General features: G+C 68.5%; 23 protein-coding genes. 16 read left to right on the top strand and 7 right to left on the bottom strand.

What is annotated here, in order from left to right; genetic code table 11:
- Positions 1 to 5: 5 nt before the first annotated feature.
- Both ACNS84_RS08925 and ACNS84_RS08920 read right to left on the bottom strand, forming a co-directional pair.
- Positions 6 to 1562 carry a sensor histidine kinase gene (locus ACNS84_RS08925; protein ID WP_435074721.1) on the bottom strand — a complete coding sequence of 519 codons (1557 nt, stop codon included), beginning with the start codon at positions 1560 to 1562 and terminating at the stop codon, positions 6 to 8.
- 8 nt (positions 1563 to 1570) lie between these two features.
- Complete coding sequence (locus ACNS84_RS08920; RefSeq protein WP_435074494.1) at positions 1571 to 2368, bottom strand: DUF5806 family protein; 798 nt, start codon at positions 2366 to 2368, stop codon at positions 1571 to 1573.
- Positions 2369 to 2476: 108 nt separating this feature from the next.
- On the opposite strand from ACNS84_RS08920, the gene ACNS84_RS08915 reads away from it, so the two are divergent.
- The 4 genes from ACNS84_RS08915 (at position 2477) to ACNS84_RS08900 (ending at position 5101) form a co-directional block, all read left to right on the top strand.
- Positions 2477 to 2845 (top strand): universal stress protein, encoded by a 369-nt coding sequence (locus tag ACNS84_RS08915; protein ID WP_435074493.1) that lies wholly within the window; start codon positions 2477 to 2479, stop codon positions 2843 to 2845.
- The gene (locus ACNS84_RS08910; RefSeq protein WP_435074492.1) at positions 2842 to 3414 is read left to right on the top strand and encodes a GNAT family N-acetyltransferase; all 573 of its coding nucleotides are present in this window, start codon (positions 2842 to 2844) and stop codon (positions 3412 to 3414) included. Before ACNS84_RS08915 ends, ACNS84_RS08910 begins: the two co-directional genes overlap by 4 nt.
- Before the next feature lie 93 nt (positions 3415 to 3507).
- Positions 3508 to 4131, top strand: coding sequence for an adenylate kinase (locus ACNS84_RS08905; RefSeq protein WP_435074491.1), 624 nt, complete (start codon positions 3508 to 3510; stop codon positions 4129 to 4131).
- A gap of 52 nt (positions 4132 to 4183) precedes the next feature.
- Complete coding sequence (locus tag ACNS84_RS08900) at positions 4184 to 5101, top strand: DUF106 domain-containing protein (RefSeq protein WP_435074490.1); 918 nt, start codon at positions 4184 to 4186, stop codon at positions 5099 to 5101.
- A gap of 71 nt (positions 5102 to 5172) precedes the next feature.
- Here the strand turns inward: ACNS84_RS08900 and ACNS84_RS08895 are convergent, their stop codons facing one another.
- The gene (locus tag ACNS84_RS08895; protein WP_435074489.1) at positions 5173 to 6069 is read right to left on the bottom strand and encodes a mechanosensitive ion channel family protein; all 897 of its coding nucleotides are present in this window, start codon (positions 6067 to 6069) and stop codon (positions 5173 to 5175) included.
- Between the two features lie 66 nt (positions 6070 to 6135).
- Positions 6136 to 7458 carry a carboxylate--amine ligase gene (locus ACNS84_RS08890; RefSeq protein WP_435074488.1) on the bottom strand — a complete coding sequence of 441 codons (1323 nt, stop codon included), beginning with the start codon at positions 7456 to 7458 and terminating at the stop codon, positions 6136 to 6138.
- A gap of 104 nt (positions 7459 to 7562) precedes the next feature.
- Between ACNS84_RS08890 and ACNS84_RS08885 the strand changes: the two genes are divergently transcribed.
- Together ACNS84_RS08885 and ACNS84_RS08880 are read left to right on the top strand one after the other, a co-directional pair.
- A complete protein-coding gene (locus ACNS84_RS08885; RefSeq protein WP_435074487.1) occupies positions 7563 to 8069 on the top strand; it encodes a DUF5813 family protein in 507 nt (168 codons plus the stop codon).
- A 117-nt stretch (positions 8070 to 8186) separates the two neighbouring features.
- Positions 8187 to 8510, top strand: a complete 324-nt coding sequence (locus ACNS84_RS08880; RefSeq protein WP_435074720.1) for a DUF7991 family protein — start codon at positions 8187 to 8189, stop codon at positions 8508 to 8510.
- 4 nt (positions 8511 to 8514) lie between these two features.
- Here the strand turns inward: ACNS84_RS08880 and tmk are convergent, their stop codons facing one another.
- Positions 8515 to 9120, bottom strand: coding sequence for a dTMP kinase (gene tmk, locus ACNS84_RS08875; RefSeq protein ID WP_435074486.1), 606 nt, complete (start codon positions 9118 to 9120; stop codon positions 8515 to 8517).
- A 195-nt stretch (positions 9121 to 9315) separates the two neighbouring features.
- Between tmk and ACNS84_RS08870 the strand changes: the two genes are divergently transcribed.
- The 7 genes from ACNS84_RS08870 to ACNS84_RS08840 all read left to right on the top strand — a co-directional run bounded on the left by ACNS84_RS08870 (position 9316) and on the right by ACNS84_RS08840 (position 16884).
- On the top strand, positions 9316 to 10668 hold the full coding sequence (locus ACNS84_RS08870) for a hemolysin family protein (RefSeq protein WP_435074485.1): 1353 nt from the start codon (positions 9316 to 9318) through the stop codon (positions 10666 to 10668).
- A gap of 122 nt (positions 10669 to 10790) precedes the next feature.
- Positions 10791 to 11657, top strand: a complete 867-nt coding sequence (locus tag ACNS84_RS08865) for a universal stress protein (protein ID WP_435074484.1) — start codon at positions 10791 to 10793, stop codon at positions 11655 to 11657.
- A gap of 121 nt (positions 11658 to 11778) precedes the next feature.
- The gene (locus ACNS84_RS08860) at positions 11779 to 12675 is read left to right on the top strand and encodes a complex I NDUFA9 subunit family protein (protein ID WP_435074483.1); all 897 of its coding nucleotides are present in this window, start codon (positions 11779 to 11781) and stop codon (positions 12673 to 12675) included.
- Positions 12676 to 12832: 157 nt separating this feature from the next.
- Positions 12833 to 14011, top strand: coding sequence for a tubulin/FtsZ family protein (locus ACNS84_RS08855; protein WP_435074482.1), 1179 nt, complete (start codon positions 12833 to 12835; stop codon positions 14009 to 14011).
- Between the two features lie 13 nt (positions 14012 to 14024).
- Positions 14025 to 14687: a 2-phospho-L-lactate guanylyltransferase gene (gene cofC / locus ACNS84_RS08850; protein WP_435074481.1), complete on the top strand. Its 663-nt coding sequence runs from the start codon at positions 14025 to 14027 to the stop codon at positions 14685 to 14687.
- A gap of 89 nt (positions 14688 to 14776) precedes the next feature.
- On the top strand, positions 14777 to 15940 hold the full coding sequence (cofG, locus tag ACNS84_RS08845; RefSeq protein ID WP_435074480.1) for a 7,8-didemethyl-8-hydroxy-5-deazariboflavin synthase subunit CofG: 1164 nt from the start codon (positions 14777 to 14779) through the stop codon (positions 15938 to 15940).
- 80 nt (positions 15941 to 16020) lie between these two features.
- The gene (locus tag ACNS84_RS08840) at positions 16021 to 16884 is read left to right on the top strand and encodes a mechanosensitive ion channel family protein (protein ID WP_435074479.1); all 864 of its coding nucleotides are present in this window, start codon (positions 16021 to 16023) and stop codon (positions 16882 to 16884) included.
- A gap of 66 nt (positions 16885 to 16950) precedes the next feature.
- Here the strand turns inward: ACNS84_RS08840 and ACNS84_RS08835 are convergent, their stop codons facing one another.
- Both ACNS84_RS08835 and ACNS84_RS08830 read right to left on the bottom strand, forming a co-directional pair.
- On the bottom strand, positions 16951 to 18420 hold the full coding sequence (locus tag ACNS84_RS08835; protein ID WP_435074719.1) for an MATE family efflux transporter: 1470 nt from the start codon (positions 18418 to 18420) through the stop codon (positions 16951 to 16953).
- A 105-nt stretch (positions 18421 to 18525) separates the two neighbouring features.
- On the bottom strand, positions 18526 to 19281 hold the full coding sequence (locus ACNS84_RS08830; RefSeq protein WP_435074478.1) for an SDR family oxidoreductase: 756 nt from the start codon (positions 19279 to 19281) through the stop codon (positions 18526 to 18528).
- Positions 19282 to 19371: 90 nt separating this feature from the next.
- Between ACNS84_RS08830 and crtID the strand changes: the two genes are divergently transcribed.
- The 3 genes from crtID to cruF are packed head-to-tail and all read left to right on the top strand — an operon-like array spanning position 19372 to position 22636.
- Complete coding sequence (gene crtID, locus ACNS84_RS08825) at positions 19372 to 20871, top strand: bifunctional phytoene desaturase/3,4-desaturase (RefSeq protein WP_435074477.1); 1500 nt, start codon at positions 19372 to 19374, stop codon at positions 20869 to 20871.
- Positions 20868 to 21767 (top strand): prenyltransferase, encoded by a 900-nt coding sequence (locus tag ACNS84_RS08820; protein WP_435074476.1) that lies wholly within the window; start codon positions 20868 to 20870, stop codon positions 21765 to 21767. The genes crtID and ACNS84_RS08820 overlap by 4 nt, the downstream gene beginning before the upstream one ends.
- On the top strand, positions 21764 to 22636 hold the full coding sequence (cruF, locus tag ACNS84_RS08815; RefSeq protein ID WP_435074475.1) for a bisanhydrobacterioruberin hydratase: 873 nt from the start codon (positions 21764 to 21766) through the stop codon (positions 22634 to 22636). Before ACNS84_RS08820 ends, cruF begins: the two co-directional genes overlap by 4 nt.
- The last annotated feature ends 131 nt before the right edge of the window (positions 22637 to 22767 follow it).

Raw genomic sequence — 22767 nt, 5'->3', positions numbered from 1 at the left:
GACGGTCAGTCGTCGGCGGCGGCGGCGGTGTCGGCCGGCTCGACCCCCCGGAACTCGAAGCGAGCGCCGCCGTCCGGCGCGTCGACGATCTCGACCGACCACCCGTGCGCGTCGGCCACCTCCGCGACGATCTTCAGCCCGAACCCGGTCCCGTCTTCGTCGGTCGACACTCTCGCGTCGAACGCTTGATCGCGCACCTCCGCCGAGATTCCGGGCCCGTCGTCGGCGACGTAGAAGCCGGCGTCGCCCGACGTCCCGTCGAGTTCGCCGATCTCGACGCGGACGTCCGGGCCGCCGTGGGTGACCGCGTTGGCGAACAGGTTTTCGAGGGCCTGTCGCAGTCGGCTCCGATCGGCTCGCAGCGCGACATCGCCGACGACGGCCAGTTCGGCGTCCGCCGTGTCGACGTTCGCCCAGCACTCCTCGGCGAGCGCGGAGAGCGACACAGCCTCGGTTTCGTCGATCGCGGTGCCCTGCCGCGCGAGCGTCAGCATGTCCTCGACGAGCGCCCCGATCCGGTCGAGCGAACGGGCGACAGTATCGAGCTCCGGAGGCACCTCCCGGTCCTCCGCCAGTCGGGAACGAATGAGGTCGAGGTTCCCGATCGCGACGTTCAGGGGGTTTCGGAGATCGTGCGAAACGAGGCTGGCGAACTCCTCCAGGCGATCGCGCTCGCGAGAGACCTCTCCCTCACGGGCCCGGAGCTGACGCTCTCGTTCGATCCGGACGAACACCATCGCCACCGTCGCGGCCCAGATTCGTGCGACCGCGAGGTCCGAGTCGTCGAACGCGTCGGGTTCGGTGGCGCCGATGTTGATTACCCCGTAGCGACCGATCGGGAGCACGAGTTCGCTTCGGATCGGCGAGTCAGGGTTGTGTCTGTCCGAGTCCGTGCGGGTGTCGGCGATGTACTCCGGCTGTCCGGATTCGAACACCTCCCAGGAGATGCTCCGGTCGTCCGCCGAGAAGACGGGGTGCGCGCCCACCACCTCGTCGGCGGCCTCAGTCCACACGAGCGGGTCGAGCGCGTCCCGCCCCTCGTCGTACAGCCATATCGCCGCGATCGGATGGCCGAGCACCTCCTCGATGTACTCCACCGCCGCCTCCGCGGCGAGTTCCCTGTCGGTGGTCTTCAGCAGGTCCTGCGTCGCCTCGTGGAGCGCCTCCAACGTCTGTGTCCGGCTGTGCAGTTCCGCCTCCTCCGCGCGCTCCTCGCGCACGTCGACGACGGTGACGACTAGGTACCGCTCGCCGTCCTGCTCGAACGGGCCCAGACTGATCGTCACGGGGACCTCGGAGCCGTCGGCGCGTCGTGCCGTCAGATCGATGCTCGCGGCCATCGACCGCGGCTCGGGGGCGGCGACGTGACCGTAGAGCTCTGCGCCGGCCGAGCCGCCGGACGGGTCGTAGAGGAGCGCTTCGACGTCGGTTCCGTCTACCGACTCCGGCGCGTAGCCGAGGACGGTCTCGACCCACGGGTTGCCGGCGCAGACGACGCCGTCGGTGTCGACGATCAGCACCGCGTCCGGGATGCCACCGAGCGCCTCCGGAAATCGCTCCATCTGTGTCATCAACGCTCCTCTGCGGGCTCGTGGACGTGGCCGCACTCGGGGCATCGGACCTCCTCGCCGCGGAGGTCAGCCGAGGAGGCGCGCACCTCTCGCATCACCTCGCTGATCCGGTCTTCGGCCTCCAACTCGTCGGCGACGGCCAAGTCGACACCCTCGACCTCCAGCAGGAACTTCGCGACCTCCGTCACCTCATACATCATCTCGTCCAAGTCCTCGGCGGTGAAGAAACCGGACATCGCCCCGTAGAGGAACGTGGCACCCGCCTTCGTCACCTTCTCTTCGAAGGCGTAGCGCGCCTGATTCACCGCCTGCGGCGTGTACGTGTCGGTCATGAAGGGGACGAGCGCCGGGAGGTTCTCGCCGATCTTCGTCATCTCGACGCCGGTCTCGGTGCGGAAGTCAGCACAGAGCCGCGCGATGGCCCATTCGCGGGCGGTGATGTACGTCCGATCGCGGAGGAACTCGTTGACGCGTTCATAGCGGGCGCCGTCCATCTTCTTGAACCGCTCGTACTTGCGGACCTCCGGCGGGACGTCGGGTGCCTCATCCTCGGGAGCGTCGCCCCCGAACGCCTCATCCTCGGGAGCGTCACCGTCCGAATCGACGCCTGCGCCGCCCGTGGGATTCGTGTCGCCGACGACGGGCGAGTCGTCGCTCGCGTCGTCGTCGGATGGGCCAGCGGCCTCGTTCGGGGCGACGGCCTCGTCGGTGGACCCCGGAGCCCCCTCGCCGTCGGTCGGCGACTCGCGGACGGGGTCCGACCCCTCGTCCGACGCGGGACCGGGTTGGTCAGTCATATACGGATAAAGCCGACCCCCTGAACAAAAGGGTTGTCGCTGACGGCGGTCGGGAGCGAGCACGACCGCGGAGATCCATTTTTGTACCGTCGAGTGAACGTGCACCGTATGAAGATACTCTGCGGGATCGGCGGCAGCGACGACTCATTTCGCGCACTCGAGCGGACCGTCGACCGAGCAGCGGTCGCGGACGACGACCTCACGATCGCGGTTGTCGACAACGAGGACTCGTCGGTCTCTCCGGACGACGTGATGGAGCGCGCTCGCGACGCGATCGACAATCGCGGGATCGACGCCGACATCAGGCGAGTCGGAGGCGACCCGGGAAGCCAGCTGGTAGAGATCGCCGAGCGCGAGGGGTTCGACGAGATCGTTCTCGGCGGCGGTCACACGAGCCCGATGGGGAAGATCACGATCGGACCGATCGCCGAATTTGTGCTGTTGAACGCCAAGACGTCGGTCAGGTTAGTCAGATGAGCGACCGACGTTACCCGGACACGGTGGCCGACGCGTTCCCGACGCCGCCGACCGAGTTCACAGATCGGGAAGATCGGACCGTCGAGATCCGAGCGTACGACGGGTCAGAGGCCGGGTACGAGTCGCTCGTCGAGATGTACGACTCGTTCGACCCGGCGGACCGGGCGCAGGGGATCCCGCCGGGCGGGGAAAAGCGTATCCGGGAGTGGTTGGACGCGATCCTCACGGACGACTGCTACAACGTGATCGCGTGGTACGGCGACGAGATCGCCGGTCACGCGACGCTGGTCCCCGACGGCGACGCGTACGAACTGGCGATCTTCGTCCACCAGACGTACCAGCGGGCCGGGATCGGTACCCACCTCATTCGCGGCTTGCTCGGCTACGGCCAGGCACAGGGAATCCAGAAGGTGTGGCTCACCGTCGAACGCTGGAACCGAGCGGCCGTCTCGTTGTACAAGAAGATCGGCTTCGAGACCTCGAACGCGGAAAGCTTCGAACTGGAGATGGGCCTCCGCCTGAACGAGGGGGCGGAAAACGCGGTTGAAAGCGACGCGGACGAGGCGTAGCGCCGGGAGTCCACCCCTCCGGCACGCCGTACGCGGCGCCCCTCGCTCGCCGGGATCTTCAAGCCTTTACGTGCGGCGAGCGAGCGCTCCGGTATGAGTCATCGCATCCTGCTGCTGGGAGCGCCCGGCGCCGGAAAGGGGACGCAGAGCGCGAAGATAGCCAAGGAGTACGGCGTCGAACACGTCACGACCGGCGACGCGCTCCGCGCGAACAAGGACATGGAGACGGAGTACGGGACGCCGCGCTCGTTCATGGAGGCGGGCGACCTCGTCCCCGACCCGGTCGTCAACGAGATCGTCCAAGCCGCGCTCGACGACGCCGACGGCTTCGTGCTCGACGGCTATCCGCGCAACCTCGATCAGGCCGAGTACCTCTCGGAGATCACCGATCTGGACGCCGTGATCTACCTCGACGTCGACGAGGAGGTGCTCGTCGACCGGCTCACCGGCCGCCGGGTGTGCGCCGACTGCGGCACGAACTTCCACGTCGACTTCCAGCCGCCGGCGGAGGAGGGCGTCTGTGACGAGTGCGGCGGAGAGCTGATCCAGCGCGAGGACGACACCGAGGAGACGGCCCGCGAGCGCCTCCAGGTGTTCTACGACAACACCGAGCCCGTGGTCGACCACTTCCGCGACGAGGGCGTCCTCGTCGAGGTCGACGGCGAGGCGACGCCGGACGAGGTCTTCGATCGGATCCGCGACGTCGTCGAGGCGTAAGCCGACACCGATCCTACAAGGTTCTTAACCGTCGGCTGCTAATCGCCCGCTAATGAGCAAGGTCGAACGAAGAGTCCGCTCGCTCGTCAGCGAGGACGGCGAGATGCGAGACGCCTTGGAGGTCGTCCTCGACCGCGCTACCGACGGCGAGGTCCAGTGGGTCGACGTCCGCGACGAGATCACCAGCGGTCAGTGGGGCCGCCTCATCGAGAAGGAGATCCTCATCGACGGCGAGGCCGGCTTCGCGCTGGCCGACCCGGACGAGATCGAAGCGGGAATGAGCGAAAAGAGCGATGGTGGCGTCGGTAGCGGCGGCGACATCGAGACGCCGGAGACGACCTCGTGGTCGAAGTGGGACAAACTCGCCGCGGTCGCGACCCTCGGCGCCTTCGTCGGCTACGCGGTCGGTCCCGTCCGTGACACGATCGCAGGCGCGCTCGACATCGTTCTCGGGCCGCTGCTGAACGTCGTCCCCTTCTACGTCGTCATCATGGTGATCGCGCTGGGGACCGGGATGTACTCCACGCTGCTCCGCGCGGGGCTCATGGACATGGAGAAGATGAGCCAGTACCAGGACCGCATGAAGGATATCCAGGAGCGGCGCAAGGACGCGAAAGACCGCGACGACGACGAGGCGTTAGACGCCATTCAGGAGGAGCAGATGGACGCGATGGGCGACCAGCTCGGAATGTTCAAAGAGCAGTTCCGCCCGATGGTGTGGATCATGTTCCTCACCATCCCCGCGTTCCTGTGGATGTTCTGGGTAATCGGCTACCGCGGCTCCAGTACCGCCTACCCGGACGTCGCGGCCCAGGAGCTGATCGTGCCGCTCGCCGGGACCGTCACGTGGGACACGGGAATCGTCGGCCCGATCCAGATGTGGATCCTCTGGTACTTCCTGTGCTCGATGGCGTTCACCCAGCTCGTCCAGAAGAGCCTCAACATCCAGATGTCGCCGTCGTCCTCGTAACGACGCCCGTGCGAATCGGGCGACTGCGGTGGTATTGACGCCGCTGTTCTTTCATTTGTCCGTCGTCGCTGTCACTCTCGCGTCGCGCGCGAATCGGTCGACCCGTCCGGACGCTCCGTCACAGTCAGTTCACCCGAGAGCATCTGCCCGGACGGCGGCGCGAGCGTGATACCCTCCTCGTCGAAGTGCCGCTTCACGAGTCGGCGGAAGTCGGAGCGGAGCGTCAACACGTCCTTGTTTCTCGGATCGTTGATCCAGAACTCCGCCTGAATCTCGACCGCGTTCTCCCCGAGTTCGGTGACGCGGGTGTTCGGTGCCGGGTCGTCGAGCACCGTGTCGAGGTTCGAGACGACCTGTTGTAGCTCCAGCAGTGCCCGCTCGGTGTCCTCGTAGTAGGCGACGAACACCTGTTCCGTGACCCGATAGGTGGTCCGACCGTAGGGGCGAGTGATCGCGTTGGTCGTGAGCTCCGTGTTAGGGATCGAGATCGTCTCGTTGTCCGGCGTCCGAACCCGAGTGACGCGGAAGTCGACCGCCTCGACGGTGCCGCTTCCGTCCGGCCACTCGATCCAGTCGCCGACGTTGAAGTCCGGGTCGGCGACGAGGAACATCCCGCTGATGAGCGACCCGAACACCTGCTGTCCGGCGATACCGAGCGCGAACGTGATGGCCGCGATGATGACCGCCGACTCGGAGAGCACCCGCCCGTAGCCGGCGGCGATGATGCCCGTGAGGGTCGCGAACCCGATCAGCACCACCCGGAGATACGTCTTCGCCGCGGTCTCGATCGTGGGGTTGTTTCGGTTGCGCGACCGGATGATCCGAGTGACGAGCGGGGTGAGAAACGTCTGGCCGACGAGATAGACGATCCCGAACCCCACGACGAACCAGAACAGCTCCGCCAGCACCTGGTTGTACGTCGACAGGACGTCTATCAGCCACTGCGGCGGGGAGAGCGAACCGGTCATGGGCTGAAATCACGGCGTGCGGGTAAAAATCCCGACCGCCGACCGCGCGTCCGGGCCGCCGCCCGCTCAACAGGAGCAGTAGTAGTCGCGATCGGCGAACTCCGTCTCGAACAGCTTCGCGGCCGGGCCGGGGTCGGAGGGACGGTAGACGCCGGTCGTCAGGTCGCCCTCGCGCTCGAACGCGCCGGAGACGAGCCGCCGCCAGTCGGCCGGCGCCAGTTGGTCCCAGAACGCGTCGTCGCCCGCGAGCAGCGAGAGGTAATCACTGAGGAACACCCACCGCGTCGGCTCGACGCCTCGCGACTCGTACGGCACGTCGGTGACCGAGGCGTAGGCGGCCATCGGGAGGTTCGCCCCCGCGGCGACCGGCATCCCGATCCACTTCCACGGTCGCGTGTTGACGTCGAGCAGGAGGAACTCGTCGCGGTCGGCGTCGTAGACGAACTCCGCCTCGCTGATGCCGTGGTAGCCCGCGTCGTCGAGCACCGCGAGCGCGCGCTCCCGAATCGCCGGCTCGTCGGCCGTCTCGACCAGACAGGAGGTACCGAACTGCTGCGGGTACCGGACCGCCGCGTTGCCGACGACGGCGAGCGCGTCGTCGGTCCCGGACGGGGGCACGTACGAGGCCAGCGAGTGATCCCGGCCGGTCGCGATATCGACGCGCTTCTGGGCCATCACGGCGATCCCAGCGTCGCTGGCGGCCGCCACCACGTCGGCGAACTCCTCGCGGTCGGCGACCTCGATGACGTTGGTGCCGAACGCCTCCTCGAAGTCGCGCTTGAGTTCGGGTTTCACCACCAGCGGGAAGCCGAGCGCCGCGGCGGCCTCGTCGACCGTCGCGTCCGGCGCTCGCGTCGCCGCCGCAGCGGTCTCCGCCAACCGATAGGTCTCGGGGTACGGCACGCCGAGCGCCTCGCAGGTCGCGTACAGCGCCGACTTGTTCAACACGTCGTCGAGGGTGTCGATACCCGAGAACGGGAGCCGGACGCCGTCGGGGTCGGCCTCGGCGTACGCCAGCGCCCACTCGTCCATGCAGCCGAAGGCGACTGCGTCGGTGCCAGCGGCGTCCACGACCGCCTCTACGTCCTCGCGAAATCCCTCGATGTCATCGAGGGGGTAGGTCACGGCGCCCGCGTAGTCCACGGCGTCGGAGGGCGGTGCGAGGCCGTCGTGGCGGACGGCGGCGGACGCGTCGCCCGCTGCGGTGTCGACCGCGCCGCCCTCGCCGGCACGGTCGAGGGCGATCACGGGCACGTCGTGAGCGTCGAGCGCGCGGGCGACGGCGAGTCCGGTCACGTGGGCGTTGCTGACGAGGGCCGGCGGGCGGTCGAACGAGGCGTCCGCGAGCGCCTCGACGAGCGCCTCGGTCGAGAGAAACTGCGCTGCCATACCACCTGTCGCCGGGCCAGGTACAAAATCGCACCAGTACCGGCCCCGCGTGCCACTACTGGAGACGCAACGCGCTTTTGGTCGCGCCGCGCCTTTCCCGATGTATGAGCGAGACAGAGCTGCCGGGTCGAGTCCGTCGCGCGTTCGCGGATCACGGCTCCTTCGAGCCCGCCGACGGGGAGGGCGTGTGGACCTCGGAAACGACCGCGTTCGACGGGCGGGTTCGCGCCGAGCCGGCCGCGGACGGCCGGACGCGGTTCGCGGTGACCGTCCGCGTGCCGACCCTCTCCGCGACCACCGCGGACGAGGTCGCTGACGTGGTCGAGGAGGGATGGACGGAGACGTTCGAACTCCGGGTCGTCGACGTCGGCGGCGTCACCCGCGGCGAACACGAGTTCGATCCGGTCGTCGCGGTCGACGACGGCGAGATCGTCATCGACTTCGAACTGACCGATATCAACGAGCGGCGCGGCGTGAACGACGCGGGAGCCCTGATCAACTTCGTCGAAGGGACCTACGTGCAGGGCGTGATCCCCGGATACGAGTACACCGATCCGGTGGCCGGACTGCTGTCGTCGGCGCGCCAGCAGGGCAACGACGGCGGGTTCTGACCGGGCTGCGGCGTCTTATTTAAAAAGGTTGCCGCGCGGCGACCGCTGTTGCTTTTAAACATTGATCGCGGAGCGGCGGGCCGATAGGGGCAAATGCCGGGAGCCCGTACGGAGGGTATGCTCGCGCTGATCGGGTTCGTCAGCCTCCTCGCGCTGGTGGCGTTGCACACGCTGGTCGCCGGGGTGACGACCCGCTTCTTCCGGCTTCGGCTGTCGACATCGTGGGGGGCGGTGGTGTACACGATCGTCCTGACACCGATGCTCCTGCTGATCTCGATGCTCGTATTCACCGGCGTCTTCAACGTCGGCGCCGGCGTCAACCTCGGGAGTCCGACAGTGTTGGTCGGGCTACTCGTCTTCCTCCCGGTCGTGCTCGGCGCAGCCATCGACTACCTCTACGTGCCCTCGCCGGACGAGTACGAGCTTCCGGACACGCAGTAAGCGACTACGACTCCGCGTCGACCAGGTCCGCGACGACCGCTGCGACGCGGGCCAAAACCGCCTCGGGCGACCGCGTCGCGTCGACGCGTACGAACCGGTCCGGCTCCGCGTCGATCAGCCGCTCGTAGTTGTCGCGGACCGCGGCGAGGTAGCCGTCCTGTTCGAACTTGTTCGTGCGCCCCGCGCGCTCGGCGGCGGTGCGGGCGTCCAGGTCGAGGTATATCGTCGCGTCGGGCGGTCGAGAGAAGGGCGCGTGGATCGCCCGAATGTATTCGAGGGTATCGGGAACGTCGAGAGAGACGTCGCTCGCGTCGAGCGTCGCGGCCTGGTACGCGAACCGGGAGTCGGAGTAGCGGTCGGAGACGACGAGGTCGCCGTCGGCGAGGGCGGGCGCAACCGTCCCAGAGAGGTGGTTGGCGTGGTCGGCGGTCAGGAGGAACAGCTCCGCGAGGGGGTCGGCGTCGTCGGCCGCGATGGAGCGGTCGACCGCTTCGCCGTACCAGCTGTCGGTCGGCTCGCGGGTAAACGTCGCGTCGGGGTAACGCTCCCGGAGCGCGTCCCACACCGTCGTCTTCCCGCTCCCGTCGAGTCCCTCCAGCGTGATCAGCATGGTCGCGCTCGGACGCGCCGGGGAATAAACGGCCCGGGTTCCGGGACGGACCGACGGGTCCGAGTTCGGCGTCGGTCCCCGAGGGTGGCCGCCGCGTCGTGGTCGACGACCCACGCCGCCATTTTTAGTGCCCCGGCGGTGAGTCATCGACATGGGTAGCAACTCCCCCGCATCGCCGCCGACACGGAGGCACCGATGGTAGCCGTCGCGGTGTCCGTCGCCCGAGTGGTCGGAGCACTGGTGTTGGTGGTTCTGAACGGCTTCTTCGTCGCCTCCGAGTTCGCGTTCGTTCGGGTCCGATCGACCTCCGTGGAGCAGCTCGTCGAGGAGGGACGCGCCGGGTCGGGCGCGCTACAGGACGTGATGGAGGGCCTGGACGACTACCTCGCCGCGACGCAGCTCGGGATAACGATCGCTTCGCTCGGGCTCGGGTGGATCGGCGAGCCGGCCGTAGCCGCCCTCATCGAGCCGGCGCTGGGGTCGCTCCTGCCGGAGAGCGCCGTCCACCTCGTCTCGTTCGCGATCGGATTCAGCGTCATCACGTTCCTCCACGTGGTGTTCGGCGAACTGGCGCCGAAGACGATCGCTATCGCGCAGGCGGAGCGGATGGCGCTGCTGCTCGCCCCGCCGATGAAGCTCTCGTACTACCTCTTCGCGCCCGGCATCGTCGTCTTCAACGGGACCGCGAACCTGTTCACGCGGGCCATCGGCATTCCGCCCGCCTCCGAGACCGACGAGACGATGCAAGAGCGCGAGATCCGGCGCGTCCTCGCGCGCTCCGGCGAGGCCGGTCACGTCGACCAGGGCGAAGTCGACATGATAGAGAGCGTCTTCGAACTCGACGACACCGTCGCCCGCGAGGTGATGGTGCCACGGCCCGACGTGGTGACGCTCCCCGCCGAGCGAGCGCTGCCGGAGATCCGGAACACCGTACTGGAAACCGGACACACCAGATACCCGGTCGTGGCCGACGCGGACGCCGACCGCGTGATCGGCTTCGTCGACGTGAAGGACGTGCTGCGCGCCGGCGAGGCCGGCGACGAGGCGGCGACGGCGGCGGATCTCGCCCGGGAACTGGTCGTCGTCCCCGAGACGACCGCCATCGGAGACCTCCTCGTCCAGTTCCGCGAGGAGCAACGTCAGATGGCCGCAGTCGTCGACGAGTGGGGCGCCTTTGAGGGCATCGTCACCGTCGAGGACGTGATGGAGGCGCTCGTCGGGGACCTCCGCGACGAGTTCGATACCGACCGCGGCGAACACACGATCCGAGCGCAGGAGGACGGCAGCTACGAGGCCGACGGCTCCGTCTCGCTCTCCGCCGTCAACGACGCCCTCGGAACCGATCTCGAGCGCAACGGGTACGAGACGCTCGGCGGACTCGTGCTGGACGGACTCGGTCGCACGGCAGAGGTGGGCGACGTCGTCGAGGCCGACGGCCACCGCTTCGAAGTCACGGCCGTCGACGGTGTCCGGATATCGACGGTTCGGATCGAACCGTTCGACGACGGCGACGCGGAGACCGACGGCGACGAGGACGCCGGGGAGTAGTTCGCAACCGAATCGCTCGGAATCGAAACCGAGGCGATCGCGAGCGAGGAGACCGCAGCGCCGGACGGGGATTCACCCAGCCGCACGGGCATTTTTTGTCGGTCGGACGCGACTGTGCGCGCATGTTCGACCGGATCCTGTTCCCGACCGACGGCAGCGACGGAGCGGAAGCGGCGTTCGACCACGTCCTCGACGTGGCGACCGACCACGGGGCGACGGTCCATCTGCTCAACGTCGCCGACACGACCCACGACAGCGTCACGCGGATCGGACGAACGGTGATAGACGTGCTCGAACGAGAGGGCGAGGAGGTGGTCGAAGCGGCCGCGGAGCGGGCCGCAGAACGCGGCGTCGAGACGGTGACGGCGGTGTTACAGGGCGGCGTCCCCGAGACGATCACGGCGTACGCGTCGGACCACGCGATCGACGTGATCGCGATTCCCACGCGCGGCCGAACGGGACTGGACCGGCTACTACTCGGGAGTACCACCGAACGCGTCGTTCGTCGGTCGAGCGTCCCGGTCCTCAGCATTCAGCCGGGCGGCGAACCGATAGCGTATCCGTATCGGGACATCCTCGTCCCGGTCGACGGAAGCGAGTGCGCCGACGCGGCCCTCGACCGCGCGGTGGCGCTCGCGGCCCGAAGCGGCGCGACGCTGCACGTGCTCTCCGTCGTCGACCTCGGCGGCCTCGGGATAGAGGCGTACTCGGGAATCGAGTCGCTCGTGTCGTCGGCCGAGGAACTCGTGGACGCGGCCGCCGCCGTCGCCGAGGCGGCGGGCGTGGAGACGGTCGAACACGTTGAGGCCGGGTCGTCACCTGCCCGCGTAATCCAGGCGTACCTCGCGGACCACGACGTCGACCTCGTGGCGATGGGCACGCGGGGTCGGACGGGCGTCGAGCGCTACCTCCTCGGGAGCGTGGCCGAGCGCACCGTGCGAACCGCGCCGGTTCCGGTGTTAACCGTGCCGGACGCGGACACAGCGTGAGATCGGACGGAAATCGAGACACCGCGGAGCGCCTCCACGAGCGCCGTACGGCCCAAGGCGCGTCCGCGTGAGCACCCAGTCTCGCGGTAGGTTTACGGGGCCGCCTCACGTTTAAACGGACATGGATATCTTAGTAGCAGGCGGGACCGGATTTATCGGGTCGTACCTCTGTCGGGCGCTCGTCGAGGGCGGCCACGACGTGACGGCCCTCGCCCGCTCCGACAGCGAGACGCCGGAAGGCGTCGACCTCGTCGTCGGGAACGTGACGGAGTACGACTCGGTCGCGGGGGCGGTCGCGGGCCGAGACGCCGTGGTGAACCTGGTCGCCCTCTCGCCGCTGTTCGAGCCGAAAGGCGGGAACGCGATGCACGACCGGATCCACCGGGGCGGAACCGAGAACCTGGTGAACGCCGCCGAGGCCGGCGACGTCAAGGGGTTCGTTCAACTGAGCGCGCTCGGCGCGGACCCGGTGGGCGAGACGGCGTACATCCGCGCGAAGGGACAGGCGGAGGAGATTGTGCGCGAGAGCGACCTCGACTGGACGATCTTCCGGCCCTCGGTCGTCTTCGGTGAGGGAGGAGAGTTCGTCTCGTTCACCAAGCGGCTGAAGCGGATGTTCGCGCCCGGCGTCCCGCTGTACCCACTTCCGGGCGGCGGAAAGACGCGGTTCCAGCCCATCCACGTCGAGGACTTCGTGCCGATGCTGGTCGCCGCCCTGGAGGACGACGAACACGTCGGCGAGACCTACGAGATCGGCGGCCCGGAGACGCTGACGCTCCGGCAGGTGACCGACCTCGTGTACGAGGCCGAACGCAAGGGCGTCACCATCGTCTCACTGCCGATGCCACTCGCCAAGATTGGGCTGTCGGTGCTCGGTGCCATCCCCGGCTTCCCGATGGGACCCGACCAGTACCGGTCGTTACAGTTCGACAACACGACCGCCGACAACGACGTCGTCGCCTTCGACGTCGACCCGGAGGAACTGACCACGCTCGCCGAATACCTCGGTGTCCAATGAGCGGGCCGATCGCTGGACGAAGGGGCGGTAAGGAGATCCAAACCGCTCTCACGGCACGGCTCGTTTCAAGGAGATGGATATCAGCGATGGTAACGGCAACCGAAGGTTTAAATATGACATCACGTTCTGTTCATTTCAAAGGCGGAGGGAGCACACGATGAAACTTGCAATGATTGGATTCGGACAGGCGGGGGGAAAAGTCGTCGATAAATTCCTGGAGTACGACAAGCGGACGGGCTCGGAGATAGTCCGGGCGGCCGCGGCCGTGAACACGGCCAAGGCCGATCTCATGGGCCTCGAGCACATCGCCGAGGACCAGCGCGTACTCATCGGGCAGTCCCGGGTGAAGGGCCACGGGGTCGGCGCGGACAACGAGCTCGGCGCGGAGATTGCCGAGGAGGACATCGACGAGGTGCAGGGTGCCATCGATTCGATCCCGGTCCACGAGGTCGACGCGTTCCTCGTCGTCGCCGGGCTCGGCGGCGGGACCGGCTCCGGCGGCGCGCCGGTGCTCGCGAAGCACCTCAAGCGGATCTACACCGAACCAGTCTACGGGCTCGGCATCCTGCCGGGCAGCGACGAGGGCGGTATCTACACGCTCAACGCCGCCCGCTCGTTCCAGACGTTCGTCCACGAAGTTGACAACCTGATGGTGTTCGACAACGACTCCTGGCGGAAGACGGGCGAGTCCGTCCAGGGCGGTTACGCGGACATTAACGACGAGATCGTTCGGCGATTCGGCATCCTCTTCGGCGCCGGCGAGATCCAGCAGGGCCAAGAGGTCGCGGAGAGCGTCGTCGACTCCTCCGAGATCATCAACACGCTTTCGGGCGGCGGTGTCTCCACCGTCGGCTACGCGGAAGAAGAGGTCGAAGAGCGCACCTCCGGCGGGCTGCTCTCGCGGCTCCGCAACGACGACGACGGCGACGAACTGGACAGCGCGCACACCACGAACCGCATCACCAGCCTCGTCCGGAAGGCGGCGCTGGGGCGGCTCACGCTCCCCTGCGAAATTGAGGGCGCGGAGCGCGCGCTGCTCGTGCTCGCCGGACCGCCGGAGTACCTCAACCGGAAGGGTATCGAGCGCGGGCGGAAGTGGCTCGAAGAGCAGACCGGCTCGATGGAGGTTCGCGGTGGCGACTACCCGTACCGCGGTGCCGGCTTCGTCGCGACCGTGATCCTGCTGGCGGGCGTGACGAACGTCCCGCGGATCAAGGAGCTCCAGCAGGTCGCCATCGAGGCGCAGGACAACCTCGACGAGATCCGTCAGGAGAGCGACGAGAACCTCGACGAGCTCGTCAGCGACGACAGCGACGAGCTGGAATCCCTGTTCTAAGGCGACCCTCCAGATGGAGGTCATCGTCCCGTTTTCGACCGACCGCCCCAAGTCGCGACTCTCCGGGGTTCTCGACCCCGACGAGCGGGCCGCGTTCGCGCTGGCGATGCTTCGCGACGTTCTCGACACGATAGCGGCCGCCGGCGGCGACCCGCGAGTGCTCGCCACCGCGCCGGTCGACGGTGACCTCCCGTGCCCCGTGGACGTCGACGACCGTCCCCTGACGCCCGCCGTCAACGCAGCGCTTGAAGAGCGGTTCAGTGAGCGGTCGAATGAGCCGGACCCCGTCGCCGTCGTCATGGCCGACCTCGCGCTCGCAACACCTGCGGCGCTCGGAGAACTGTTCGCGGCCGGACGAGAGACCGACGTCGCCGTCGCGCCCGGTCGCGGCGGCGGGACGAACGCGTTCGTCACGAGCCATCCCGACTTCCGGGTCGATTACCACGGCGCCTCCTACCTCGATCACCGCCGGAACGCTGCGGCGGTCGGTGCGAGCGTCGCGGTCGTCGACTCCTACCGGCTCGCAACCGACGTGGACGAGCCGGACGACCTCGCTGAGGTGCTGATCCACGCCGAGGCGGACGAGAGGGGCGGCGGGAGCGCGGCGCGGTGGCTCCGCGACGCGGGGTTCGCACTCGACGCGACGGACGGTCGGGTCGGCGTTGAACGCGATTGACAGTTGAACGCGAGTGACGAAACCCGCAGACGCCGGCGCGCGGATCCGCGACCGCGATCCTTTTTGAGGCCCCCGCGTGAGAGGCGAACGTGTTCACGGGTGCCGAGGCGTACGGGATCGACCTGTCCATCGACGCCGACCGCGTCGAGCAACTGCTGTCGGTGACGCCCGCCGACGTCGACCCGGCCGAGCGGCTCACCTTCGCGCGGAACGTCTTCATCCCGCTGACAACGGCCTGCCGGTACACCTGCACCTACTGCACCTACTACGACGTGCCGGGCGAGGCATCCCTGCTCTCCCCCGAGGAGGTCCGCGAGCGCTGCCGCGTCGGCGCCGACGCCGGCTGCACGGAGGCGCTGTTCACTTTCGGTGACGATCCGGACGAGCGGTACGTCGCGGTTCACGAGACGCTCGCCGAGTGGGGGTTCGACTCGATTCACGACTACCTGTATCGGGCCTGCGAGATCGCTCTGGAGGAAGGGCTCCTGCCCCACTCGAATCCCGGCGACCTCACGGAGGCGCGCTTTTCGACGCTCCGGGAGGTGAACGCCTCGATGGGCGTCATGCTGGAGACGACCGCCGAGGTCGACGCCCACAGCGGCGGACGGCGCAAGACCCCCGGCCAGCGCCTCAACACGGTCCGGGCGGCGGGCCGTCAGGGCGTCCCCTTCACCACCGGCATCCTCGTCGGCATTGGCGAGGGATGGCGCGACCGCGCGGAGAGCCTGCTCGCGATCCGCGAACTGCACGAGCGTCACGGCCACGTGCAGGAGGTGATCGTGCAGAACGTCGTCCCGAACGAGCGGTCGGCGTTCGCGAAACCGGACACGGCGACGATGCGCCGCGTCGTCGCGATGGCCCGGACCGCGCTCCCGCCGGAGGTGTCCGTGCAGGTACCGCCGAACCTCTCGCCCGCGGCCGACCTCGTCGACTGCGGAATCGACGACCTCGGCGGCGTCTCGCCGGTGACTGACGACTACATCAACCCCGCCTACGCGTGGCCGGACCTCGACGGTCTCAGAGCGGTCGCCGACGCCGGCGGGATGGCCCTGCGCGAACGCCTCCCGACCTACGCGCGGTACCTCCCGGACGACGTCCGCCCGGCGGGCGTCGACCCCGCCCCGGCGCCGACCGGACGCGATGCGTGGATCCCCCAGGCGGTCCGCGATCGGATCCGCGCGGACGACGCTCACGGGCGGCGACTCCGCGGCGTCGCCAGAGGGAACGGACCGCTCGCGGTGCGGAGCGACTGAGCGTCCCCGCGGTGATCGACCGCCGATAAACAACTGCGCGGTCAGTAGTTTCTTTATATACACTTCCCAATAACGGGGTGATGGTACCACTACAGTTCGGCGGTGCCGGATTGAGTGCGGCCCTGACGGGGATTCTGCTCTCCGTGGCGCTGTTCCTCGTCGGGTTCGTCGGCGTGTTGCTGCTCGGAAAGTTCCTGCTCGTCCCGGCGGTCAACCGGGTGTTGGGATCACGGGGCTTCGACGAGGCCGTTCGCAGCCTCGGGTCGAGCGTGGCGAACGCGGTCGTCTGGGTGGCGGCGATAGCCATCGGATTCACGATGGCGGGCTACGGCGCGTTCCTCTCGGCGTTCGCCGTCTTCGGCGGCGCCATCGCGCTCGCGGTCGGCTTCGCCGCGCAGGACCTGCTCGGCAACTTCGTCGCGGGGATATTCATCCTGAAGGACAAGCCGTTCGAGGTCGGCGACTGGATCGAGTGGGACGGCAACAGCGGGCGCGTCGAGGACATCGACCTTCGCGTCTCGCGGGTCAGAACGTTCGACAACGAGCGGATCACGGTGCCGAACGGCGACCTCGCGAACAACGCCGTCACCAATCCGGTCGCGTACGAGACGCTGCGTCAGAAGTTCGTCTTCGGCATCGGCTACGACGACGACATCGCGCAGGCGACCGACATCATCGTCGAGAAGGCGGAAGCTCACCCGGATATCCTCGACGACCCCGGCGTCTCGGTCCGACTCGTCGAACTCGGCGACTCGGCCGTGGGGCTCCAGTCGCGCTGGTGGATCGCCGACCCGGATCGCGGCGACTTCGTCCGGGTGCGCTCCGAGTACGTCACCGCCGTCAAGGAGGCGTTCGACGATGCCGGCATCGACATGCCGTACGTCCACCGGCAGCTCACCGGCAGCGTCGAAGTGCTCGAATCGGTCGCGGACGACGACCAGTAACGAATCGGAGCGTGACGGTCCGGACCGAATCGACCGATATCGGTACGAGACCGCCCGCGCCGGCGGTCAGTCCGTCGACGGCCCGTCGTCAACCGACGCGTCGCCGTCAGCCGCGGCCGGACGGTACTGCCGGCTGACGGCCTGCCACCGGTTCGACCGAAACCGCGCGAGGTTGAGGCCGGCCGGCACCAGCTTTTCGGCGATCACCGCCACGTACAGCGCGGCAACGCCGAGTGGCGTCACCAGTCCGAGCAGCGCGGCGGGAAGCGCCACCACGTATAGCCCGATCATCGACGCGAGGAACGGCCACCGGGTGTCGCCGGCCCCCCGGAGCGACCCCGTCACGGAGCCGTCGATGCCGAGTGGCACCGCCGATATCGCGGCGACGACGACGAACGCTGCCGTCGCCGTCACGGCCGCCGGCTCGTCGACGAACACGCGGGCGATCGGGTCGGCCGACGCGATGACGGCCGCCGACGCGAGCACGTAGACCAGCGCCGACAGCCGGATCACGTCCCGGCCGTACTCGGTCGCGAGCGACTCTTCGCCGGCGCCGAGCCGCTGACCGACGAGGGTGCTCGCGGCGATGGAGAATCCCCAGCTGAAGCTCCCGAGAAGCGCCCGGACGCGGCGCCCCACTTCGAGAGCGGCGACGGTCGCGGAGCCGAACGAGGAGGCGATCCAGAGGAGGGGGAAGACGGCGATTCCCTCGGCCACCCGACGCCCGATGAGGGGCGCGGAGACGCGGAGGAGTTGGCGGACGAGGTCGCCGTCGATCCACGGCCCGTCGCGTCCGACCGGGACCGGCGAGGCGCCGCGACCGAAGTACGACCGGCCGGTCATCCCCCACGAGAGCGTGATTCCGACGAAGACGATGGAAACGGCGGTGCCGAGACCGGCGCCGAGCACGCCGAGGCCGACGCCGAGCACGAGCCAGACGGTGAGCGCGACGTTGAGGAGGGCGCCGCCGGCACGGACGACCATCGGCGTGAACGTGTCCCCGACACCGGCGTAGGTGCGGCTCGCGATCATGTTGAAGAACTCGAAGGCGAGCGCCGGCGCGGTGACGGCGAGGTAGACGCTCCCGGCCCGGAGCGCGGTCCCCTCGCCGCCCGCGAGCGCGATCAGCGGCTCCGCGAACGCGACGAAGCCCGCGATAATGGGTACGACGAGCGCCAGCGACACGAGCAGCGACGCCTTGACGACGAGCGCGGCGCGGTCGCCCTCGCCGCCGCCGTAGTTCTGCGAGACGAGCGACACCGTCCCGCCGGCGAGGCCGATGGAGACGAACTTTGCGAGCTGCCAGTAGGCGAACGCGAACGCCAGCCCGGCGACGGAGGGCGCGCCGAGCGCGATGCCGACGACCGCCAGGTCGACGGTGTTCTTCGACATGATGGCGAACCCGGTGACGATCCGGGGCCACGCCAGGTCGAGCGTCTCGACGAACCGGTCGCGGTCGATGACGCCGGCACGGTCGAGCGCGTCGGCCGTGAAGTCACCGAGCCGCGAGAGCGCCGCCCTAAGTCGGCGGGCCACGGCCCGGAGTCGTGATCGCATCGGCGGGGCTACGAACCGCGGCGGCTTGGGTCTGTCCACCTCGGCGGCCCCTCGCCGGGGCCCTCTCGACTCGAAACCCGCCGCTCAGCGCGTCGCCGACTTCCACTCGCGGAGCCCGAGCCGACCCCCGTTCAACTCGTCGGCTGGCGCCTCGGTGGCCGCCCAGACGAACAGTGGCGCGACGCTCGCGGGGTCGCGAGCGCGCTCCATCCCGGTGAGGTCGGTCGCGACGAGCCCCGGATCGACGACGCCGACGGTCGCGTCGAGGTCGGCGGCGAATCCCCGCGCGACCGCCTCGGCCGCCGCCTTCGAAACCGCGTACGCGCCCATCCCGGCCTTCGACTCGTGGGCGACCGACCCCGAGGGGACGAGTACCCGCGCGTCGTCGGCGAGGTGCGGGACCGCCTCGGCGACCGTCGCGAACACGCCGCGAGTGTTGGTCCGCATAGTGTCGTCGTAGTCGGCGTACGAGATCTCGTCCGTCGGGCTCTTTCCGGGACCGCCGTGGAAGACGGCGGCGTTCGCGAACACGACGTCGATCGGTCCGCCCTCCCGAGCGGCCCGCTGGAAGAAGCCCTCGAGGTCGAACTCGTCGCGGACGTCGACGCGCTCGCCCCACGCGACGCCGGCGGTCTCGTCCTCGGAAGATTCGCCTTCGGTGGAGTCGCTCCCGCCGTCCCCCGCCTCGGCCGCACCGGCGTTCAGTTCCGCGACGGTCCGATCGACGGCGTCACCGTCGCGGCCGGAGACCGCGACGAACGCTCCTCGGTCGACGAACGCCGCGGCGACCGCCCGCCCGATTCCGCTCGTTGCCCCGGTGATCGCAACCGTCGGTTCCATATGGAAATCACTACGAGCGTTGTCGACTTAGGCGTACCCACTCGCCGCGTCTGGCCGGCATTTATACCGACACCGTCCCTATACGATCGCATGGACGTGGCCCCGGATATCGACGCCTTTGCCGGCGAATCCGTCGTCGTGATCGGCGGCGGATTCGGCGGTCTCTCGACAGCGTGTTACCTCGCGGACGCCGGCGCGGAGGTGACCCTCTTGGAGAAGAACGAGCAGCTCGGCGGGCGTGCGAGTCGGCTGGAGGCGGACGGCTTCCGGTTCGACATGGGCCCCTCGTGGTATCTGATGCCGGACGTGTTCGAGCGCTTCTTCGGCCACTTCGGACGCTCTCCCGACGAGTTCTACGAGTTGGAGCGGCTCGACCCACACTACCGCGTGTTCTGGAAGGACGGCGACAAGGTCGACGTGCTCCCGGAGCGCGAGAAGAACAAACGACTCTTCGAGGAGTACGAGCCCGGAGCCGGCGAGGCGTTCGAGGCGTACCTCGATGAGTCCGAGCGCACCTACGAGATCGGGATGGAGCACTTCGTGTACGAGGACCGCCCGCGGCTGCGCGATTACGTCGACAAGGACGTACTCCGGTACTCGTGGGGACTCTCGCTGCTGGGGAAGATGCAGGGACACGTGGAGGAGTACTTCGACCACCCGAAGCTCCAGCAGCTGATGCAGTACACGCTGGTGTTCCTCGGCGGCTCGCCGCACAACACGCCGGCGCTGTACAACCTGATGAGCCACGTGGACTACAACATGGGCGTCTACTACCCCGAAGGAGGGATCGGCGCCGTCGTCGACGGCATCGTCGAACTCGGCGATGACCTCGGCGTGGAGTACGTCACCGACGCCGAAGTGACGGGGATCGAGGGGCGCCACGGTGCGTTCGCGGTCGACACCGCCGACGGCGAGCGCTACCTCTCGGATCTGGTCGTCTCCGACGCCGACTACGCGCACACCGAACAGGAGCTGTTACCGCCGCGCAAGCGACAGTACACCGAGGAGTACTGGGAGTCGCGGACGTACGCCCCCTCCGCGTTCCTGCTGTACCTCGGCGTCGAGGGTGACGTGCCGAACCTCGAACACCACACACTGGTGTTGCCGACGGCGTGGGACGACCACTTCTCGCAGATTTTCGACGACCCGTCGTGGCCCGACGATCCGGCGTACTATCTCTGTGTCCCCTCCGAGACCGACGACACGGTGGCACCGGAGGGCCACAGCAACCTCTTCGCGCTGGTGCCTATCGCGCCGGGGCTGGAGGACACGCCCGAACTGCGCGAGGAGTACCGCGACCTCGTGTTGGACGACATCGCCGAGAACACCGGGACGGAGCTCCGCGACCGGATCGTCTTCGAGGAGACGTTCTGCGTCGACGACTTCGCCGACCGGTACAACAGCTACCAGGGGAGCGCGCTCGGACTGGCGCACACGCTGCGACAGACCTCGCTGCTCAGGCCCTCGCGTGCCTCTGACGAGGTCGACGGCCTCTACTTCACGGGGTCGACGACGACGCCCGGCATCGGCGTCCCCATGTGTCTCATCAGCGGACAGCTGACGGCCGAGGCGGTCTCGAAGCCGACGTGATTGACGCCGTGACCGACACAGCGACCGATACCGATCGAGGATCGATCGCCGCTGACCTCCGCTACCTGCTGGTGTTGTCGCGACCACGCTTCTGGCTGTACCTCGCGGGGCCGGTCGCGGTGGGTGTCACCTACGGCATCAGCGACGTGAGCGAACTGTTCACGCCGACGACGGTCGCGCTGGCGGCGTACTTCCTCGTGCCCGCCAACGTCTTCCTCTACGGCGTCAACGACGCGTTCGACGCCGACATCGACGAACTGAACCCCAAGAAGGAGGACCGCGAGGCCCGGTGGCGGGGGAGTCGCCTCGTCGCCGTCGCGGTGCTCGCGTCAGCGCTCGCGGGGCTCGCCACCTTCGCGGTCACGCCGCGGGTCGCGTGGCCGTACCTCGCCGGTTTCCTCCTGCTGTCGGTCGGGTACAGCGCACCGCCGGTGCGGTTCAAGACGACGCCGTTCCTCGACTCCATCTCGAACGGCCTCTACGTCCTCCCCGGCGCGGCCGCGTATGCGACCGTCGCGGGGAGCCACCCCCCGACCGCGGCGCTCGCGGGCGCGTGGCTCTGGACGATGGGAATGCACACGTTCTCCGCGATTCCGGACATCGAACCGGACCGCGCGGCCGGGATCCGGACGACGGCGACCCTGCTCGGCGAGCGGCGGACGTACGCCTACTGCTTCGCGTGCTGGGCCGCCGCCGCGGCCGCGTTCGCCGCGGTCGACCTCCGACTGGGTGCGCTGCTGGGCGTCTACCCGCTCTTCGTCGCATGGGTCGCCGCGTCGTCCGTGTCGGTCGACCGTGCCTACTGGTGGTTCCCGGCGCTCAACACCGCCGTCGGCACCCTGCTGGCGATGGGGGGCCTCTGGCGTGTCTACCCGATCACGGAGGTGCTCGCGTGAGCGACGAGTCCTCCGAGTCGGCGACAGCGACCGCGAATGCGCTTCTCGCACGGCTCCCCGACACCCGCCGCGGGACCGAGGCACTGCTCGACCGGACCGTCCGCGAGAATCGGTTCACGATCGCCGTGCTGTTCCCGCTCGTCGGCGCGTTCGCGCTCGTCGGCAGCGCAGAGGGGTGGGTGCCGGAGCCGTTCGCCTTCAACCCGTGGTTCGTGTTGTTCGGCGTGCTGGTGATGCGCTCGCCGCTCGTCGTCGGCGTGTTACCTGCGATCGACCGCCGCGCGCTCGGGTGGATCGGCGTCCTGATCGCGTACACCTACGTCATCGAGTTGGTGGGCGTCGCCACGGGGTGGCCGTACGGCACCTTCGAGTACACCGTCGACCTCGGGCCGATGCTCGGCGGCGTCCCGGTCGCGCTCCCGGTCTTTTTCATCCCGCTCGTGGTCAACGCGTACCTCCTGTGTCTGCTCCTCCTCGGGTCGCGCGCGTCGAACGGCTGGCTCCGGCTGGCGTCGGTGATCGCCGCGGTCGTCGCGATGGACGTGGTCCTCGACCCCGGGGCGGTGTCGCTCGGCTTCTGGAGCTTCGGCGGCGGGAGCTTCTACGGCGTCCCGCTCTCGAACTACGCCGGCTGGGTGGTGTCGGCGACCGTCGCGGTCGTCACGCTCGACCGGGCGTTCGCGGGGACGACGCTTCGCGACCGGCTGTACGACTGCGACTTCATGCTCGACGACATGGTGAGCTTCGTGATCCTCTGGGGCGGGATCAACCTCTGGTACGGCAACCTCCTCCCGGTAGCCGTCGCCGCCGCGTTCGGCGTCGGCCTCGTTCGAGCGGACCGGTTCGACGCGCGACTGTTCCTGCCGTAAGATCGGGGCCCGAACGCGGAACGGATCGGTCCGGCGTCGGCGAGGCCGACACGACAGCCATTTTAGGTGCTCGTCTCGTTCTCGTAGGTATGACAGTTCAGCAGATGCAGGCGTGGCGGGTCGGGGCGGGG

The organism is Halorubrum wangae, assembly GCF_051194135.1.
In the GTDB taxonomy this organism is placed as follows: Archaea; Halobacteriota; Halobacteria; order Halobacteriales; family Haloferacaceae; genus Halorubrum.
This window is presented reverse-complemented; position numbering and strand designations above follow the sequence as displayed.